Raw genomic sequence first — 18,591 nt, forward strand, 5'->3', positions numbered from 1 at the left:
TCCGTTACCTAAGAAGTAACGCACAAGTATAACCTATGATTATCAACACTTTGACTATTTACAAGCGTCCCAAAGGACAAGTCTTTACGTAATGTAAATTCATCCGATTCACCTCCGTACGCTCTTTCAACTCAAAACCTTTCAGATAAATTTGCGTCGTCTTTATAGACTTATGCCCCAAAGATTCGCTGATCATTTCAATTGGAACTCCACGATATTTTGCAGTAGTTGCCCAAGAATGGCGGATCGTGTAAGAAGTTACCGGTGAAGCCAACCGCAAAGCTCTTGCCAAACTCTTCAAATGATTATTAAACCGACGTAGTGCAGATTGATACTCACGATAAGCACGTTCATCCTTACGTTTCTTATTGCCGGAGAGAATACCGAAAAGATAGTCAGGACAACCCGGACGCGACGGCTGGGAATTACGGAGCTGATTCATAACCTCCTTGGCGGTATCCAAAACTTCCACACTCATCGGAGTTCTGGTTTTGATGCGATTATATCGCAGTACATTACAGTCCAAGGCTGACTTCTCCAAATGGGCCAGATCGGCAAAAGACATTCCACAGAATTGAAACATCAGAGCAGCAATAGACTGTGTACGCCGCAAAGACTCCGACTTGGGATCTTCGTAAAGAAGCCGGCGGAGTTCACTCATCGGAAGAGCTTTCTTCTGGCGGATATCCACTCCCGTATATACATCACGAAACAAACCATGAATATAGGGCGCACTACCCGACTCTACTCCACGATTATAGATGCTGCGAAGCATACGCATATAAGTAGACACCGTATTCGGCTTCAAGCCCGAATCATAAAGATGCTCTCCGTAACGACGCAGCCGGTCACGAGTGACTTGCCTGAAAGATACGCTGGTATTACCACAAAACTTATTGAAAGAGAAAAGAGCATTTTGATAGACATGTGCCGTAGAAAAACGACCTTCTTTTCGTAAAAGGCCAATGTATAGTTCCCCACATCGGCTAAATCCATTTTTATTCATTTGCATCACTAGTTATTTTATATACAATTATAGGGCGAAAATTTGGAATTACCATCTCAACGCCTTTATTTCTTAATTTTATTTAATTTAAGCGTTATGACAACAACTAAGAAAAGCCTGAAAAATGCGGTGGGCACGCAACAAAAGAAAAACATTGAAACTGATTATCAGGATGATGACGAAATCATCGACATCAATGAAGTGAGAAGAAGAAAAGGAATTACAGGTGAGAAAAAATTCTTTTTTATAGCCTGCCTTCGCTCTTTTTACGAAGATGAGGAGTTTCGTTTCTCTGTAAAATCTTTAACAGGCCTGGCCAGTTACATTGCCGGCTGGAGAATATTTTACGTAAATACGCATCACGGGTATAGATTAATGAAATACAGCAGTATACTCAGTGAAATACATGGTTTAAGCAAAAAGACAAGAGAAATCGCAAATCGCGAAAAAGAAGAGAAAAAACATTATAAGTCTAAGTATTACAGCAAAAAACAGTAAGAATAATTGGAGCGAAAAAAAACAACTCATAATTTTGCCCCCGTTTTTAAAACGAAGAAAAGAACGAACTATCCGATAGAAATTATAGTGTCACTATAATGACAAGATAGTGTCACTATAGATACAGGATGGTGTAAGCATCATCATACGATAGTGTAAGCATCTCACAGATAGTCCGCCTTTTCTTCAAACATAATAACACTTAATAGTAATCAAAATTAGAATGAAATGACTAAAGAAAAACGGCTAGCAGCCACAAAAGAAACGAAAGAACAAAAAGATCGATTGACAGAAGTATGGAAAAGACGTATCGTATCAGAGAAAGGTTATTCGGAAACAATTGCAGAACGAATAGCCGAAAAAGTGAAGTCGCTGGCAGATCATATGCAATATGGACATGCTATCATTGCGTATTACAGACAGAACGGCAACTTTCAACTGGTTACAGGAACTCTCATTTCTTACAACCGAGACTTTCACCACTCTTATGACATGACACAGGTACACAGTACTTTCATTTTCTGGTGCATGGAAGAGAAAGGATGGAGAACCTTTCAGATTGAGAATTTTCTGGATTGGAAACCTATTGTATAAACTTAAAACAAACCATTAGACGACATGAGTACAACGTATCTTAGCGTAGACTATTTCCCGCTTACCGTAAACTTTTTCGACAGAGATGCAATTGAACTGGCTGAAGCCAAATATGGTATCAGAGTGGACGGAGCCGTATGCAAACTTCTATGCAAAATATTCAAAGAAGGATATTATATTCCATGGGGTGAGGAACAATCTTTGATCTTTGCCCGTAAACTGGGAGGAGAACTCAGTGGAAAAGAGATGGACGGAATTATTCAGATTTTGCTTGACAAAGGATTCTTTGACAAAGAAAGCTATGAAAAGTTTCAGATATTGACTTCTGTCAAAATCCAGCGCATCTGGATAGATGCCACCTGCCGCAGAAAAAGAAAATTAGAGGATTTGCCTTACTTGCTGATCAATGACACCAGAAAACAGGAAAAGGAAAGTAATGCAGAAAATGCAGACAATGCGTCGGCACAAAGTGAATTGAAACCGGAAAATGAAAACATTTCACCCGAAATTGCAGACATTTCCGGACAAAGTAAAGGAGAGCAGAGTAAAGCAGGGGAAGAAGAAGACAATACGGCTCCGCCTTCGATTGAAATCCCCGGTTATGCTTATAACAAAAGCACGCACAACGTGAAAGGACTTTTAGACAGCCTGGCACAGCATGGAGTGACAAACAAGAAGGAAGTTACAGCTATTCTCAAACTGTCGGATTACGGAAAGAAGGGAACACAGATATGGATCACATTGTCTACCACCAAATGGGGGAAGATTGATAATCCGGGAAGGTATATCATTTCGACGTTGAGGACATAGGGATAAAAATCAGGCACGGATTACGCAGATTAACACGGTTTTCAGTTACTTAATTCTTAAAACCGTGAAATCCGCGTAATCCGTGCCTGAATAGAATATTACCAATTATAGTTGATACCAAAACTCAGTAATTCCTTCAACTGAAAGAAACTGCCATTTTCAACGGTTGGTTTTGAGCTGTCGTCGAAACGGGCATGTATGTAAAGTTTAGTAGAAAGATAACGGTTCAAAACAAAGTTGAACGTGTTCTCCCACTCTACACGTACCCATTCGTAGTTGGTCAGATAGTTCAGACGGGAGTCCAGTGAAATAGCCGAAATGATTTTCCAGTTGAACGTTGACTGCAACTGAGAACCAAAGTCATTTTTAGAGCATTTGCCTTTCTCCAGACCGAATTTGGTTTCGTTTACTTCCGCGTTATCAATGTATCGCAAGTTATAGGTCAGTGGACCGATAAAAACTGAAAGATTGAATTTCTTCTTATTCAGTTTGTAGTCCATACCGATACTGACTGCCAAATCTGCCGGAGACAGGAATGCGGAAACAAGTTCTTCGCTGTTGGCTTTGTAGCCGTGACAGAACTGGGTCTTAAACTCAGAAGAAATAGTATAATACCAGTTTTTCAACGCCCGCAATCCTAACTTATTGTAAAGACGGAACTGGTCGGTATTGATCAGATAATCATGAAATTTATCCGACGGAGTAGACGTCATGCCCAATTTTGCCTCCAACTGATTTTCGAAAAGGACTTTCTCATTATCATTGTAATTGGCATAAAGCTGCAAGGTAGCCAGACCGGCGAAGTTGCTTTCACCTCCTTTGTACCAGTTGTCCGAAAGGTGGTTCTGGCTGATCTGCAAAGAACCGTTACCTCCGGTAACCCACCAGTTGGGGCGATTGATCTTCATACTTGCCTTCCCCACATTGTTGCTCATTTCTTCCGGCTGGAAAAGATGGATGACAGTTGCCTTCGGAGAAATCTTCGGTTTCACGTCACGGCGGAAGACGTCACGGCTCATGATCCGGTTTTCAGTAGTGACAACCAGTTCCGGATGATTGAGATAAAGATCCATCAATGCTTTATTGACCGACTCATTGGCACGTGCAGACCTTGTGTATGCCAAAGTATCATATGGAAGAAGTTCCGCTGTCAACCTGGACAGTTGATCAGGCAGAGAATCAAATCGCACCGGTTTCCAGTCCACTTTCGAATACTGCGCCATCGGAGCATAATAATAGGCCAGCGGAGTAAACAGACGAAAATAATTGGGATCGGACGGAATGTAACGCGGCGGTACAGACGGGTCATTCAGATAGTCCAACTGGCCGATATACTTATTATATAAGATAGATACGGTATCCAGTTTAGGAATTTCGCCGGACATATTCAATTTAAGCATTAAATACTTCTGAAGTTCTGACGAAAGTGTGTCTGCCTTCACAATCCTCGCTTCAGCCACTACTGTAGAAGGTTGGGTGGTGGTCTGTGCTGAAAGCGATAAAGATAAAGTTGAAGTAAAAACTACGAATGATAATAACTCTCTTCTCATAATATTCCTAATTTGGTGCAAATCTACATTATTTTGTTTAGAAAACATAGTATTCCTTCAAAATTGCATTTTTTAATAAAATTGTAGAGGGGAAAGTCTGCATTCTTCCTCTTTTTTTTATAATTTTGCGCTTTTTAAGTTCGTAAGAAACTACTAAAGTAAAAATAATTAAAACAGTTATAGCTGTGGGAGAAACAAAGTATATTTTCGTCACCGGTGGTGTTGCCTCTTCTTTAGGAAAAGGGATCATCTCATCGTCCATCGGTAAATTGCTGCAAGCAAGAGGTTATAATGTAACCATCCAAAAGTTTGACCCGTACATCAACATCGACCCGGGAACTTTGAACCCGTATGAGCATGGAGAATGCTATGTTACCGTAGACGGACATGAAGCCGATCTCGACTTGGGACATTACGAACGTTTCCTGGGTATACAGACAACGAAGGCCAATAACATCACTACGGGACGTATCTACAAAAGTGTTATTGACAAAGAACGCCGCGGAGATTATCTGGGTAAGACTATTCAGGTGATTCCTCATATCACGGACGAAATCAAACGGAACGTGAAATTGCTCGGTAACAAATACAAATTCGATTTTGTAATTACCGAAATCGGTGGTACGGTAGGTGATATCGAATCACTCCCCTATCTCGAAAGTATCCGCCAGTTGAAATGGGAATTGGGCAAGAACGCTTTATGTGTACACTTGACCTATGTTCCCTATCTTGCCGCTGCCGGAGAGCTGAAAACGAAACCGACACAGCACTCTGTCAAGGAACTCCAGAGCGTAGGTATCCAGCCGGACGTATTGGTGCTCCGTGCCGAACACCCGCTGAGCGATGGACTTCGCAAGAAAGTGGCTCAATTCTGCAATGTGGACGATAAGGCTGTCGTACAGTCTATCGACGCAGAAACAATCTATGAAGTACCTCTTCTGATGCAGGCACAGGGACTGGACAGCACGATTCTCGAAAAGATGGGGCTGCCGGTAGGAGAAACTCCGGGACTCGGTCCGTGGCGTAAATTCCTGGAACGCCGTCATGCTGCTGAAACGAAAGAACCTATTAATATCGCACTGGTAGGAAAATATGACTTGCAGGATGCTTACAAGTCTATTCGCGAAGCATTGTCACAGGCAGGTACTTACAACGACCGCAAAGTGGAAGTTCACTTTGTAAACAGTGAAAAGCTGACAGATGAAAACGTAGCCGAAGCACTGAAAGGCATGGCAGGCGTAATGATTGGCCCGGGATTCGGTCAACGTGGCATCGACGGCAAGTTTGTTGCCATCAAATACACACGTACACATGATATTCCGACCTTCGGTATCTGTCTGGGTATGCAATGTATCGCTATCGAATTTGCCCGCAACGTGCTGGGATATGCCGATGCCGACTCACGTGAAATGGATGAAAAGACTCCGCACAACGTGATCGACATCATGGAAGAACAGAAAGCGATTACGAATATGGGTGGTACAATGCGTCTGGGCGCTTACGAATGTGTACTTCAGAAAGGCTCGAAAGCATTTCAGGCTTATGGCGAAGAACATATCCAGGAACGTCACCGCCACCGCTATGAGTTCAACAATGACTATAAGGCCCGATACGAAGCTGCCGGCATGAAATGCGTGGGTATCAACCCCGAATCGGATCTGGTAGAAATCGTGGAAATTCCGGCATTGAAATGGTTTATCGGTACACAGTTCCATCCGGAATACAGCAGTACGGTATTGAACCCGCACCCGTTGTTTGTGGCTTTCGTGAAGGCAGCCATCGAGAACGAGAAGAATTGATAATTGACAGTTGACAATTGACAATTTATTATTCAAAAATTTATAATTCATAATTAATAGGAATGGATAAAAACACCATTACAGGTCTCGTTTTAATAGGTATATTATTGGTAGGATTCAGTTTTCTGAGCCGTCCGAGCGAGGAACAGATAGCTGCACAGAAGAAATACTACGATTCTATTGCCGTGGTGCAACAGCAGCAGGAAGCGCTGAAAGCAAAAACAGAAGCCGCACTCGCCAACGAAAACAAAAGCGCAGCGGTTGCAGCAGATTCCTCTGCCCTGTTCTTCAACGCGATGCATGGAACCGACTCTAAAGTCAGCATCCAGAACGACGTAGCGGAAATAACTTTCACTACGAAAGGCGGACGGGTTTATTCGGCAATGCTGAAAGAATACAAAGGACAGGACAAGACAACTCCTGTCGTACTGTTCGACGGCGATGACGCTACCATGAGTTTCAACTTCTACAACAAGCAAGGAGCCATCCAGACGAAGGATTATTACTTCGAGGCTGTCAACAAGACAGACAGCAGCGTCACCATGCGCCTGGCTGCGGACAATGCCAGCTACATAGATTTTATCTATACGCTGAAACCCAACAGCTACCTGATGAACTTTGAAATCAAAGCTACAGGTATGGAAGGCAAACTGGCCAGTACGGAATATGTAGACATCGACTGGACACAGCGCGCACGCCAGCTCGAAAAGGGATTCACTTACGAAAACCGCCTTTCAGAGCTGACTTATAAAGTAAAAGGTGACAATGTAGATAACCTGTCGGCAGCCAAGGATGACGAAAAGGAGCTGGGTAATACAGCGATCGACTGGGTTGCATTCAAAAACCAGTTCTTCTCTTCTGTATTCATCGCAGATCAGGATTTCAACAAGGTTTCCGTGAAGTCAAGAATGGAACAGCAAGGAAGCGGATACATCAAAGATTACTCTGCCGAAATGAGTACTTTCTTTGATCCGAGCGGCAAACAACCGACGGAAATGTATTTCTACTTTGGCCCGAACCACTATAAGACACTGAAGGCACTGGACAAAGGACGTGCAGAGAAATGGGAACTGAACAGACTGGTCTATCTGGGCTGGCCGCTGATTCGCTGGATCAACCAGTTTATCACGATCAACGTATTCGACTGGCTGTCAGGCTGGGGCTTGAGCATGGGTATCGTACTGTTGATTCTGACGATTATGGTGAAGGTGCTGGTTTACCCTGCTACCTGGAAAACATACATGTCTTCTGCCAAGATGCGTGTACTGAAACCGAAAATCGACGAGATCAACAAGAAATATCCGAAGCAGGAAGATGCGATGAAGAAACAACAGGAGGTGATGAGCCTTTACAGCCAGTACGGTGTAAGCCCGATGGGCGGCTGTCTGCCGATGTTGTTGCAGTTCCCGATTTTGATGGCATTGTTCATGTTTGTACCGAGCGCTATCGAATTGCGTCAGCAGAGTTTCTTGTGGGCGGATGACTTGTCTACTTACGACGCGTTCATCACGTTCCCGTTCCATATTCCGTTCCTGGGCAACCATCTCAGCTTGTTCTGCCTGCTGATGACGGTAACCAACATCCTGAACACCAAATATACGATGACAATGCAGGATACAGGAGCGCAACCGCAAATGGCGGCGATGAAATGGATGATGTATCTGATGCCGATCATGTTCTTGTTCGTACTGAACGATTATCCGTCGGGATTGAACTATTACTATTTCGTGTCAACACTGATTAGTGTAGGAACCATGATTTTGTTGCGTAAGACTACGGACGAAACAAAATTGCTGGCTATTCTGGAAGCTAAGAAGAAAGACCCGAAACAAATGAAAAAGACCGGATTTGCTGCACGACTGGAAGCTATGCAAAAGCAACAGGAATTATTACAGCAGCAAAAACAGAATAAACGATAAGAAATTATCGGAAAATATATTCTGAGAAAGCCGGGCAACCGAATGGGGTTTGTCCGGCTTTCTTTCTCTAAAAAACAAACTTAATATGAAGACAAAATATACTTATAAACAAATCTGGACGATCGCCTACCCTATTCTGATCAGTCTGATCATGGAGCAAATGATCGGTATGACGGATACCGCATTCCTCGGACGCGTCGGGGAAATAGAATTAGGGGCATCTGCCATCGCAGGTGTATATTATCTGGCTATCTTCATGATGGCCTTCGGATTCAGTATCGGAGCACAAATCCTGATTGCCCGTCGTAACGGAGAAGGGAACTACAAGGAAATCGGGCCGATTTTCTATCAGGGCGTCTATTTTCTTCTGGCTATTGCCGCAGTCTTATTTACACTTTCGATTGTCTTTTCACCGCTTATCCTGAAAAATATCATTTCGTCCCACCACATTTATGATGCAGCCGAAAGCTATATCCACTGGCGGGTTTACGGGTTCTTCTTCTCCTTTGTCGGAGTGATGTTCCGTGCTTTCTTTGTCGGCACGACACAGACTAAGACACTGACGCTGAACTCCGTCGTAATGGTATTGTCGAATGTGGTATTCAACTACATCCTGATTTTCGGTAAATTCGGTTTCCCGCAGTTGGGTATCGCCGGTGCAGCTATCGGTTCTTCACTGGCCGAATTAGTTTCCGCCATCTTCTTTATCATTTATACATGGAAACGGATCGACTGCAAGAAGTATGCGCTGAATATTCTGCCTAAATTCCAGAGCCGGACTCTCAAGCGGATTCTCAACGTTTCCGTATGGACAATGATTCAGAATTTCGTATCTCTGTCCACTTGGTTTATGTTCTTCCTGTTTGTAGAGCATTTGGGAGAGCGTTCGCTGGCTATCGCCAACATCATCCGGAATGTATCGGGAATTCCATTCATGGTGGCCATGGCTTTTGCCGCTACGTGCGGTTCACTGGTCAGCAACCTGATTGGTGCGGGAGAGAAAAACTGTGTACGGGGAACGATCAACCAGCATATCCGCATCGGATATGTGTTCGTACTGCCTATATTGGTGTTCTTCTGCTTGTTCCCGGACCTGATTTTGCGCATTTACACGGACATGCCCGATTTAAGGGCAGCCTCCATACCTTCGCTATGGGTGCTTTGTTCAGCCTATCTGTTATTGGTGCCGGCCAACGTTTATTTCCAGTCAGTATCGGGAACAGGAAATACCCGCACGGCACTGGCCATGGAACTCTGTGTACTGGCAATTTATGTAGCTTACGCCACATACTTTATTCTTTACTTGAAAATGGATATCGCATTCGCCTGGACAACGGAACATGTATATGGTATTTTTATCCTTCTCTTCTGCTACTGGTATATGAAGAAAGGAAACTGGCAGAAAAAGAAGATTTAAATTCTTTTTTCATTATCTTCGCAAGAAAATAAACATTTTATAAAATATGAGACAAGCAAATCTATTTATGATGTCGGCAGCAATGTTGTTAGCTGCCTGCGGCGGAACAAAAGACGCAGGCAAAACGGATCAGGTGCTTATCGAAAAATCCGATATTAAGATCGAAGGGAAGCGCATGACGCCTGAAGCTCTTTGGGCAATGGGACGTATCGGAGGATTGGCGGTATCGCCCGACGGAAAGAAAATTGCGTATACGGTAGCATACTACAGTGTACCGGAAAACAAGAGTAATCGCGAAGTTTTCGTCATGAACGCGGACGGCAGCGACAACCGGCAGATCACCCGCACTCCTTATCAGGAAAATGAAGTGACCTGGATCAAAGGAGGAACGAAGCTGGCTTTCCTGAGCAACGACAACGGAAGCAGCCAGTTGTATGAGATGAACCCGGACGGTAGCGGTCGCAAACAACTGACCAACTACGACGGAGACATTGAAGGTTATTCAATCTCACCGGACGGCAAGAAACTACTGTTTATATCGCAAGTGAAAACCAAAGAAAGTACTGCCGACAAGCATCCGGATCTGCCGAAAGCTACCGGTATTATCATCACCGATCTGATGTATAAACACTGGGATGAGTGGGTGACCACTGCACCACATCCTTTTGTGGCCGATTTTGACGGCAACGGTATTTCCAATATCGTAGATATACTGGAAGGAGAACCATACGAAAGTCCGATGAAGCCTTGGGGCGGTATTGAACAACTGGCATGGAATGTGACTTCGGACAAAGTGGCTTATACCTGTCGTAAAAAAACGGGGCTGGAATATGCGATTTCTACCAATTCGGATATTTATGTGTATGATCTGAATACAAAGAAAACGGATAATATCACCGAAGAAAACAAGGGATATGACACCAACCCGCAATATTCTCCGGATGGCAAGTATATTGCATGGCAAAGCATGGAGCGTGACGGTTACGAAGCTGATCTGAACCGCTTGTTTATCATGAATCTGGAAACCGGTGAGAAACGTTTTGTCAGCAAGGCATTTGAGTCTAATGTAGATGCGTTTATCTGGGGAAATGATGCCAAGACAATCTATTTTACAGGTGTGTGGCATGGAGAAACTCAGATTTACTCTCTTGACCTGACAAATGACTCTGTGAAAGCGATCACTTCGGGAATGTATGATTACGAAGGGGTAGCGCTCTTTGGCGACAAACTAATTGCCAAACGTCATTCTATGAGCATGGGCGACGAAATCTATGCCGTAGCACTGGATGGTTCTGCTACTCAATTGACGCAGGAGAATAAGCAGATCTATGATCAGTTGGAAATGGGCAAGGTAGAAGGTCGCTGGATGAAAACGACGGATGGCAAGGATATGCTGACATGGGTAATCTATCCTCCCCAGTTCGATCCGAATAAGAAATATCCGACACTATTGTTCTGCGAAGGTGGCCCTCAGAGTCCGGTAAGCCAGTTCTGGTCTTATCGTTGGAATTTCCAGATTATGGCTGCCAACGACTATATCATTGTAGCCCCGAACCGTCGCGGACTGCCGGGATTCGGAGTGGAATGGAATGAACAGATTAGCGGTGATTATGGCGGTCAGTGTATGAAAGACTACTTCACTGCTATCGATGAGATGGCTAAAGAATCGTATGTAGATAAAGACCGTCTGGGATGTGTTGGCGCTAGTTTCGGAGGATTCTCCGTATATTGGTTAGCCGGTCATCATGACAAACGCTTCAAAGCCTTTATCGCTCACGACGGAATCTTCAATATGGAAATGCAATATCTGGAAACAGAAGAAAAATGGTTTGCCAACTGGGATATGGGTGGCGCATACTGGGAAAAACAAAATCCGGTAGCACAGCGCACTTTCGCCAACTCCCCTCACCTATTCGTAGATAAATGGGATACTCCGATTCTCTGTATTCATGGAGAGAAAGATTTCCGTATTCTGGCTAATCAGGCTATGGCTGCATTTGATGCCGCTGTAATGCGTGGTGTACCTGCCGAGTTACTGATTTATCCGGACGAGAACCATTGGGTACTGAAACCGCAGAATGGTGTCTTGTGGCAACGCACTTTCTTTGAGTGGCTGGATAAATGGCTGAAATCAAACAAGCAATAGTTTAAACAAAGATCATTCTAAAAATGATCATTAAATAAAATGTCCTATATGCAGCTTTCATTAGTCAGCATATAGGACATTCTTATTGTAACTATTATCTGAAATTATTCTATCTCATAATTTACATAATTTACAGACGACTTATCAGTAACATCAGACAAAGTCTTACGTAAACTATTAAACTGTATCCCTGTCCATTTACCTTTCAATGGATATTTTTTATCAGTATTTAAATCTCTTAGAGTTATATAAAAAGTTAATGTACATTTATATCCGCAGTCATGCCTCGTTATTTCATAAATAGAATAGGGTGGAACTGTATAGCTGATACGTTCAACGGAACGGTCTCCATTTTCTACAGCTTGTTGACGTCCAAAAATCAATGGAGTTTCTACTCCACCACTATAAAAAAGTTTTCCTTTGGTATCTACGATAGGTACACTAATCTTTAAATCCTCCAAGTTTTCAACTTTATTTGGCAATACGCCATCCGTTAATACAAATAAAGAATAATCCTTATACCTTTCTTCCGATTTATACTCCATTGGAAGAGGTGTGCTCTTATTATTCTCAACATGTTGTAGTACTTGCACCTCTCCTTCTATCCACTCTACCACATCCGTTTCCTCCTGCACAAACTTATAGGAAACGACCTCTAATATCGCCGGAGCATTGGATGGAGAAGAAGACACTTCATCCGAATCACTACTACAAGCTGCGAGTGCAGCGCAGATACCTGCAAGAAAGAACATTTTTGTTTTCATAACGCTTAGTTTTAGTTGTGTTACAATAGTTTAGTTTAGGGCAAATGTATAATATTTATATCACTTGTCAAAGTTTTACCGATAAAAAATAAAAAAAGGGAGAATTAATCTCCCTCCCAAATATTTTCAATTTCTACTATATACATCTTATGGAAACCTCCATGAGCACCGCCATACCATTTTTCTATAGATTCCTTATCGAGGAAGCAATCCGGTTTAATATTGTCCGCATAAAGTTTTTTGCATTCCAAAATCAGGCGGGCTTGTTCAAAAAACACATTGCCCTGTTCTGTAAATACAGGTTTCAGTCCGGTTGCTTTCACTTTGTCCATATCACGACCGGATTTTGAGCCACAAATTGCATGGACCTTTTTGTTGGCTTCTCCCAAAAAGGAAAGCGTCAGATAATCACTTTTCTCTATAAACTCGTATGTATATCGTTCGGGACGAATAAAAACAAAAGCAACAGGCTTATTCCAAAGCCACCCAATACCACCCCAACTGGCTGTCATTGTATTGAATTTCTCTTTTGTACCGGCAGTAACCAACATCCATTCTTTACCAATCGCCTCAAAGAAATTTTCTTTCAGGTCTTTTACTTCTAACTTCTTCATCTCTTTAGTTCGTTTTATAATTACTTTCTTTTACTCAGTTTTACGATTTCTCCCAGATAAGGGATTTCCACACGGATCTTTCTTTTTTTTGCTTCTGCTGCAAATACTTTAGGCGGATCATGCAAAGGTTCGTCTGATAAATCAAATGTACCATAATGCATCGGAATGGTAATTCCTGCCCGCATCTCTTCGGAGGCAGTCAGTGATTCATAAGGAGAGATATGATTGGGACGCATGAACCAGCGGGGTTTATACGCGCCGATACCCAGCAAAGCATAATCCGGAGCTCCGAACAGTTCCGGGATTTCCCGGAAATGGCTAGAATATCCTGTATCTCCACTATAATAAAGAGAGACACCATGTCCCTGCAACATGAAAGCGCCCCACAACCGCTGCCCTCCGTCACGCACGGAACGTTTGCTCCAGTGCTGTGCCGGCAAAAACGTTATTTTCAGTTCTTCATCTTCCAGTTGCTGATACCAGCCGGCCTCAATCACCTTCATTTCCGGAAACCAACTTTGTATCAATTCTCCGGTTCCCAACCCACAAAACAGTTTCATTTGCGGATTGTTATTCAGCAGACGGGTTATGCTCTGTTTATCCAGATGGTCAAAATGATCATGACTAATGAGCAGGTAATCAATTCCTGTAAAAATGTCGGGATTGGCAGGAAATTCACTTTGTCTCTTCACAAAAGGGATGCTCCCGAAAACCGGATCGAACATGATTCTTTTACCTGCCAGCTGAAGAAAAAAGGAATTATGCCCCAACCATATTAAAGAATCTCCCACCACAACATCCAGCGAACGAAGATAGCAGACTTTGGGGTCCCACTTCACTGTCTTCTTTTCTTTCCGCTGAGGATTGGGAGACAGACGCCATTTCAGCACACTTCCCATACCGGGGCGGAAACGGTGTTGCCTGTTAAAAAAACGTCCGCGCACCATCGGATTTCCTCTCCAATAAGGATTGACGGTAGCCAAACGTTCGTTTCGCCTGAAACATATATGTTCACCCATTTTCTTTATCTATTGAATAAGCTATTACAAACTTAATTAAAAATCTCGATTTAGAAAGAAAGACAAACAAAAAATGTACCCCGGACACACTATCGGGGTACATTTCTCAGAAAAAGAATAAATATTATTCTTTTTTAATAGAACAATCTTACATTAAAAGCAGTGCAGGCCATACAACGGCAACTGCCATCCGAGAGCTGACAAATTAATAATTACGATGACAAGCCCCAGTACCCACAGGATAAACAGAGACCATTTCAGACCGGTTCCCATCGGTGACCAATGGAACAACTGACGAAAAATGGTATACAGGAAGGCTCCTAACGGAATAGCTATCAAGGCAATTCCTGAGATGGTACCCAGCAATGTCATTATAGGAGATACGGTGGCTATAGGAGCCCAGTCGATAGCCGGAAGCATCTCATAAAGTATAGCTCCTCCGCCAATGAGTGCAGCAATCACCACAAACACCAACGCCACTATCAACACCGCTAGCACGAACAATATCGGGCAGCAAATAATGATAAGGGCAATCAGGAATATCTTGAGAATAATGGCAGCTATCGTCACAAATACATCGCCTACTTTCTGTAGAAAGGTGCGTGGCTTATCTGAGTTCACAAAGTTATTCACTCCGTCGGCAACCCGTTCAAAACCGTCTGTCACCGTTTTACCTATATTCTCAATGGTCACCGCTTCCCCACGCATGCTCAGTTTTTCGGCTGCCGTACGTGCTTCGGGAATGATAATCCATCCTATAATATAAAGAATAATCATCGGACAATAAGGAACGAACAACAAGACAATCATCAAGATGCGTACCAGCGTTATATCCCAGTCAAAATAAGCGGCCAGCCCCGAAGCTACACCTCCCAGCAGTTTATTATCCGGATCACGGAACAAGCGACGGGTAGTGGCAGTCCGTGTATATCCCTGACCGGCAGAAGCAGCCTGCTCCTTTTTACGAGGTTCGGATTCGTCGTCAGATACACCAAAGTCCTCCGGCTTGCCTACCCGGGCTATGATTTCCTCTACATCGGCAAGGGTAATGACTTGCTTCCCTGCAGACACTTTCTCGGCAAACAACTCGGCAATACGAATCTCGATATCATTCACAATCTCTTCCGCTCCCTCCTGTTTGCGAAAATAATGTTTCAGGTTGGCCAGATAGTTGTCCAACAGACGGTAGGCATCATCATCTATATGATAGACAGTTCCTCCTAAATTTACAGTCAATGTTTTTTTCATTATTATTTCTTCTTTATCGAATTATCTACTAGCAATATGATTCACTGTTTCATTCAGCTCCTTCCAGGACAGCTCAAGCTCGCCTAAAAAGGCTTCTCCTTTTTCTGTAAGCTTATAGTACTTACGAGGTGGACCTTGCGTGGATTCTACCCATTCATAACTCAACAAATCGTCATTCTTCAAACGTGTCAGCAATGGATATAAGGTACCCTCCACCACAATCAGCTGCGCCTCTTTCAACTTCTGAATAATGTCAGAAGCATAAGCCGGCTCTTTGTGAAGTAAAAGCATGATACAATACTCTAACATGCCTTTTCTCATCTGAGATTTTACATTGTCTACATTCATTGTTCTTTTTCTTTTTAACAGAACAAATATATGCATTACTTTAGTACCTTGCATTACAAAGTACTATAATTTAATAATAATTAAATCATTAAGAAGTTACCACCTTATTATAAAAAGAAATAATCGCTATATTTGCAATTCAAAAAAACCACAAAAAAGAAAATACGTATGTTTACTATTCGAAAAGCAACCACAGATGATTGCGGACTGATCAACCAAATGGCGGGTGAAGTATTTCCCGCTACTTATAAAGAGATCTTATCTCCCGAACAACTGGATTATATGATGGACTGGATGTACTCTCCCGAAAATATCCGGAAACAAATGGAAGAAGAAGGCCATGTTTATTTTATCGCGTATGAAGAGTGCGAGCCCTGCGGCTACGTCTCTGTACAACAACAGGAAGAAAATGTATTCCATCTTCAGAAAATTTACGTTCTCCCCTATTTTCAAGGCGCGCACTGCGGCAGCTTTTTATTCAGAGAAGCTATCAAATATATAAAGGAAGTACATCCGGAACCTTGCTTAATGGAGCTGAATGTGAACCGTGACAATAAAGCTTTACTGTTTTATGAACGGATGGGAATGAGAAAGTTGCGGGAAGGGGATTTTCCGATTGGCAACGGATATTACATGAATGACTATATCATGGGACTGGATATCTGAAAAATAAAGCTATATACAAAATGCCCCGGAACATGGATTGAATGACAATATCTGTTCCGGGGCATTCGTTTTATGTATTACTGACGTAAGCTTATTTCGCTACGCGTTCCAGCCATTTCAGCATGAAAATCATTGTAAACATTGAAATAGTACAAGCTACAACAAATACAGTCCATGTCATCCAGATAGGAATTGATTCGTATAGGATAGCACCGATCACCAGCAGCTGATTACCAAGCGCAGTTGCACCTAGCCATCCTCCCTGCATGATACCCTGGTATTTCGGAGGAGCCACTTTAGACACAAACGAAATTCCCAACGGGGAAATGTACAACTCAGCTACCGTCAGAATCAGATAAGTCAGCATCAACAGGAACGGAGTCACTTTCACCGGTGAAGTACCTACAGCAATAATATCCTTGTGCAAAGGTAGATTGGCAAAATAAGAGCCGACAGCCATTACGATAAAGGCTAATGCCGCAATACCCATACCAATCGCAATCTTTTTAGGAGTAGAAGGTTCTTTTCCACGTCTGCGCTGACTGGCAAAGATCGCCATAATCACAGGAGTCAGGAAGACAACGAAGAATGGATTCAGTGATTGGAACAACTCTGCGGAAATAGGCATGCCAAACAAATTGAGGTCAGTGTATTCTTTTGCAAAGTAAGTCAATGTCAAACCGTTCTGGTGGAAAGAGAACCAGAAGAAGATAACGACTCCGAATACTGCAAAGAGAGCGTACATACGTTGTTTTACTTCCTGAATACTCATTTCTACAGTAGCAGACGAAGAGGAGGAAGAAGCAGCTGCCTTCTTGCTGGGATCCGGGAAGTTTCTCTTATTCAGCAAATAGATCGTCAAAGAAATGACCATCGCGATGATAGCCACTCCAAACGCATAATGGAAACCTGTGGTAAAGACATTCAAATAATCAGATGCAAATGCTGTATAATCCTGTACCGGAACACTGGAGGCTTTCTCTACCAATGTATGATATGTTTCGGTAGCTTCGGGTGACAGCGTACCAGCCAAATGACCATGACATAATGCAGGAAGATCGGCATCATAATTGTAACCGAAAGTAGATAACCACCAGTTACGTACACCTACCGCTGCAAACGGAGCAAAAATGGCACCGATATTAATGAACATATAGAATAAGGAGAAACCGGAATCACGCATACTTGCATATTGGGGATTATCATACATCTGCCCTACCAGAGCCTGCAGATTTCCTTTAAATAATCCGTTACCAAATGCAATCACAAACAAACTGGCACAGGTGATCACCAGATAAAAGGTCTGATTGTCTACCGGAGTCTTAGATGGAATAGCCAGCAACAGGTACCCCACTGCCATCAGCACGATTCCCGTGAAAATAGTTCCTTTGTAGTTTCGTGTCTTATCGGCAATAATACCTCCGACCAAAGCAAGAATGTAAATGGAGAAATAAAAAGTTGAATAAATAAATCCTGCTTCTTTTCCATTCATTCCAAACTTAGCTTGCAGGAAAAGCACGAGGATTGCCATCATTGTATAGAAGCCGAAGCGTTCACCTAGATTGGCTAAAGCGGCTGCTATCAGTCCTTTAGGGTGTTTGTCAAACATAGATATAAATTTATTAATTAATGATTGATAATTTTTCTAATGACATATATTCTGCAAATATATACTTTTTTGGATTTATTCCTCAAATAAACGGCAAATTTCTGCCCTCGATTCACGGATTAAATCATCCGGTGCAAGCTTTATCTGAAGCCCCCGTACACCGGCACTTACATAAATATACGGAAAATGCAGGCAAGTGTCATGAATATAAGTAGGAAAATGCTTCTTCATTCCAATGGGCGAACAACCTCCCCGGATATATCCCGTCAGCGGAAGAAGTTCCTTCACGGGTATGAGATCGCACTTTTTATTGCCGGAAGCCTTTGCCGCCAGTTTCAAATCAACTTCGTGTTCACCCGGGATGACGCAAACAAAATAGCCGCTTTTGTCACCGTGAAGAACAAGTGTCTTAAATACCTGCTCTATATTTTCGCCTAAATTGGCTGCTACATGAATAGCACTCAGATCATTTTCGTCCACCTCATAAGGAATCAATTCATAAGCTATTTTAGCTTTATCCAGCAAACGCGCCGCATTCGTCTTATTGATCTTCATTTTGTTGTTTCTTTTATTAATCTTGTATG

17 protein-coding genes are annotated in these 18,591 nt (G+C 42.7%); 8 read left to right on the plus strand and 9 right to left on the minus strand.

The window, feature by feature from the left end; translation table 11 throughout:
* Positions 1-58: 58 nt before the first annotated feature.
* On the minus strand, positions 59-1,006 hold the full coding sequence (locus HMPREF2794_RS21710; protein ID WP_032837109.1) for a tyrosine-type DNA invertase cluster 3b: 948 nt from the start codon (positions 1,004-1,006) through the stop codon (positions 59-61).
* Between the two features lie 96 nt (positions 1,007-1,102).
* Here HMPREF2794_RS21710 and HMPREF2794_RS21715 point away from each other — a divergent pair, with 96 nt between their 5' ends.
* The 3 genes from HMPREF2794_RS21715 to HMPREF2794_RS21725 all read left to right on the plus strand — a co-directional run bounded on the left by HMPREF2794_RS21715 (position 1,103) and on the right by HMPREF2794_RS21725 (position 2,908).
* The gene (locus tag HMPREF2794_RS21715; protein ID WP_010538373.1) at positions 1,103-1,504 is read left to right on the plus strand and encodes a DUF4119 family protein; all 402 of its coding nucleotides are present in this window, start codon (positions 1,103-1,105) and stop codon (positions 1,502-1,504) included.
* A gap of 228 nt (positions 1,505-1,732) precedes the next feature.
* On the plus strand, positions 1,733-2,098 hold the full coding sequence (locus HMPREF2794_RS21720) for an SH3 beta-barrel fold-containing protein (protein WP_010538374.1): 366 nt from the start codon (positions 1,733-1,735) through the stop codon (positions 2,096-2,098).
* A 24-nt stretch (positions 2,099-2,122) separates the two neighbouring features.
* Positions 2,123-2,908, plus strand: a complete 786-nt coding sequence (locus tag HMPREF2794_RS21725) for a DUF4373 domain-containing protein (protein ID WP_055271672.1) — start codon at positions 2,123-2,125, stop codon at positions 2,906-2,908.
* 98 nt (positions 2,909-3,006) lie between these two features.
* Here the strand turns inward: HMPREF2794_RS21725 and HMPREF2794_RS21730 are convergent, their stop codons facing one another.
* Positions 3,007-4,458: a DUF3078 domain-containing protein gene (locus HMPREF2794_RS21730; protein WP_022301867.1), complete on the minus strand. Its 1,452-nt coding sequence runs from the start codon at positions 4,456-4,458 to the stop codon at positions 3,007-3,009.
* Between the two features lie 185 nt (positions 4,459-4,643).
* Here HMPREF2794_RS21730 and HMPREF2794_RS21735 point away from each other — a divergent pair, with 185 nt between their 5' ends.
* From HMPREF2794_RS21735 to HMPREF2794_RS21750, 4 genes are all read left to right on the plus strand, one after another.
* Positions 4,644-6,257 (plus strand): CTP synthase, encoded by a 1,614-nt coding sequence (locus tag HMPREF2794_RS21735; protein WP_010538377.1) that lies wholly within the window; start codon positions 4,644-4,646, stop codon positions 6,255-6,257.
* A gap of 62 nt (positions 6,258-6,319) precedes the next feature.
* Positions 6,320-8,176, plus strand: coding sequence for a membrane protein insertase YidC (gene yidC, locus HMPREF2794_RS21740; protein ID WP_022301868.1), 1,857 nt, complete (start codon positions 6,320-6,322; stop codon positions 8,174-8,176).
* 85 nt (positions 8,177-8,261) lie between these two features.
* Positions 8,262-9,593, plus strand: coding sequence for a multidrug efflux MATE transporter BexA (gene bexA / locus HMPREF2794_RS21745; RefSeq protein ID WP_070752676.1), 1,332 nt, complete (start codon positions 8,262-8,264; stop codon positions 9,591-9,593).
* Positions 9,594-9,639: 46 nt separating this feature from the next.
* A complete protein-coding gene (locus tag HMPREF2794_RS21750) occupies positions 9,640-11,739 on the plus strand; it encodes a dipeptidyl-peptidase Dpp5 (protein ID WP_070752678.1) in 2,100 nt (699 codons plus the stop codon).
* Between the two features lie 104 nt (positions 11,740-11,843).
* On the opposite strand, the gene HMPREF2794_RS21755 is transcribed toward HMPREF2794_RS21750, so the two are convergent.
* The 5 genes from HMPREF2794_RS21755 to HMPREF2794_RS21775 all read right to left on the minus strand — a co-directional run bounded on the left by HMPREF2794_RS21755 (position 11,844) and on the right by HMPREF2794_RS21775 (position 15,732).
* On the minus strand, positions 11,844-12,503 hold the full coding sequence (locus tag HMPREF2794_RS21755) for a hypothetical protein (RefSeq protein ID WP_010538381.1): 660 nt from the start codon (positions 12,501-12,503) through the stop codon (positions 11,844-11,846).
* A 104-nt stretch (positions 12,504-12,607) separates the two neighbouring features.
* The gene (locus tag HMPREF2794_RS21760) at positions 12,608-13,117 is read right to left on the minus strand and encodes a flavin reductase family protein (RefSeq protein WP_010538382.1); all 510 of its coding nucleotides are present in this window, start codon (positions 13,115-13,117) and stop codon (positions 12,608-12,610) included.
* 20 nt (positions 13,118-13,137) lie between these two features.
* Complete coding sequence (locus HMPREF2794_RS21765; RefSeq protein ID WP_022301872.1) at positions 13,138-14,136, minus strand: MBL fold metallo-hydrolase; 999 nt, start codon at positions 14,134-14,136, stop codon at positions 13,138-13,140.
* Positions 14,137-14,289: 153 nt separating this feature from the next.
* Complete coding sequence (locus HMPREF2794_RS21770) at positions 14,290-15,384, minus strand: PspC domain-containing protein (protein WP_022301873.1); 1,095 nt, start codon at positions 15,382-15,384, stop codon at positions 14,290-14,292.
* Between the two features lie 21 nt (positions 15,385-15,405).
* On the minus strand, positions 15,406-15,732 hold the full coding sequence (locus HMPREF2794_RS21775; RefSeq protein WP_010538385.1) for a PadR family transcriptional regulator: 327 nt from the start codon (positions 15,730-15,732) through the stop codon (positions 15,406-15,408).
* 168 nt (positions 15,733-15,900) lie between these two features.
* Between HMPREF2794_RS21775 and HMPREF2794_RS21780 the strand changes: the two genes are divergently transcribed.
* Entirely contained in the window at positions 15,901-16,398 is a 498-nt protein-coding gene (locus tag HMPREF2794_RS21780) for a GNAT family N-acetyltransferase (protein WP_010538386.1), read from the plus strand.
* A 91-nt stretch (positions 16,399-16,489) separates the two neighbouring features.
* On the opposite strand, the gene HMPREF2794_RS21785 is transcribed toward HMPREF2794_RS21780, so the two are convergent.
* A complete protein-coding gene (locus HMPREF2794_RS21785; RefSeq protein ID WP_022301875.1) occupies positions 16,490-18,007 on the minus strand; it encodes a peptide MFS transporter in 1,518 nt (505 codons plus the stop codon).
* Positions 18,008-18,082: 75 nt separating this feature from the next.
* The gene (gene ybaK / locus HMPREF2794_RS21790) at positions 18,083-18,562 is read right to left on the minus strand and encodes a Cys-tRNA(Pro) deacylase (RefSeq protein WP_010538388.1); all 480 of its coding nucleotides are present in this window, start codon (positions 18,560-18,562) and stop codon (positions 18,083-18,085) included.
* Positions 18,563-18,591 lie beyond the last annotated feature (29 nt).

It is taken from the genome of Bacteroides sp. HMSC067B03 (genome assembly GCF_001811315.1).
Lineage (GTDB): Bacteria > Bacteroidota > Bacteroidia > Bacteroidales > Bacteroidaceae > Bacteroides > Bacteroides faecis.

What these genes read in the sequence shown, in the direction of transcription:
- HMPREF2794_RS21720 (WP_010538374.1), top strand. Translation starts at nt 1,733, where the DNA reads ATGACTAAAGAAAAACGGCTAGCAGCCACAAAAGAAACGAAAGAACAA.
- HMPREF2794_RS21710 (WP_032837109.1), bottom strand. Translation starts at nt 1,006, where the DNA reads ATGAATAAAAATGGATTTAGCCGATGTGGGGAACTATACATTGGCCTT.
- HMPREF2794_RS21725 (WP_055271672.1), top strand. Translation starts at nt 2,123, where the DNA reads ATGAGTACAACGTATCTTAGCGTAGACTATTTCCCGCTTACCGTAAAC.
- HMPREF2794_RS21760 (WP_010538382.1), bottom strand. Translation starts at nt 13,117, where the DNA reads ATGAAGAAGTTAGAAGTAAAAGACCTGAAAGAAAATTTCTTTGAGGCG.
- HMPREF2794_RS21765 (WP_022301872.1), bottom strand. Translation starts at nt 14,136, where the DNA reads ATGGGTGAACATATATGTTTCAGGCGAAACGAACGTTTGGCTACCGTC.
- yidC (WP_022301868.1), top strand. Translation starts at nt 6,320, where the DNA reads ATGGATAAAAACACCATTACAGGTCTCGTTTTAATAGGTATATTATTG.
- HMPREF2794_RS21730 (WP_022301867.1), bottom strand. Translation starts at nt 4,458, where the DNA reads ATGAGAAGAGAGTTATTATCATTCGTAGTTTTTACTTCAACTTTATCT.
- HMPREF2794_RS21715 (WP_010538373.1), top strand. Translation starts at nt 1,103, where the DNA reads ATGACAACAACTAAGAAAAGCCTGAAAAATGCGGTGGGCACGCAACAA.
- bexA (WP_070752676.1), top strand. Translation starts at nt 8,262, where the DNA reads ATGAAGACAAAATATACTTATAAACAAATCTGGACGATCGCCTACCCT.
- HMPREF2794_RS21770 (WP_022301873.1), bottom strand. Translation starts at nt 15,384, where the DNA reads ATGAAAAAAACATTGACTGTAAATTTAGGAGGAACTGTCTATCATATA.
- HMPREF2794_RS21785 (WP_022301875.1), bottom strand. Translation starts at nt 18,007, where the DNA reads ATGTTTGACAAACACCCTAAAGGACTGATAGCAGCCGCTTTAGCCAAT.
- HMPREF2794_RS21755 (WP_010538381.1), bottom strand. Translation starts at nt 12,503, where the DNA reads ATGAAAACAAAAATGTTCTTTCTTGCAGGTATCTGCGCTGCACTCGCA.
- HMPREF2794_RS21780 (WP_010538386.1), top strand. Translation starts at nt 15,901, where the DNA reads ATGTTTACTATTCGAAAAGCAACCACAGATGATTGCGGACTGATCAAC.
- HMPREF2794_RS21750 (WP_070752678.1), top strand. Translation starts at nt 9,640, where the DNA reads ATGAGACAAGCAAATCTATTTATGATGTCGGCAGCAATGTTGTTAGCT.
- ybaK (WP_010538388.1), bottom strand. Translation starts at nt 18,562, where the DNA reads ATGAAGATCAATAAGACGAATGCGGCGCGTTTGCTGGATAAAGCTAAA.
- HMPREF2794_RS21775 (WP_010538385.1), bottom strand. Translation starts at nt 15,732, where the DNA reads ATGAATGTAGACAATGTAAAATCTCAGATGAGAAAAGGCATGTTAGAG.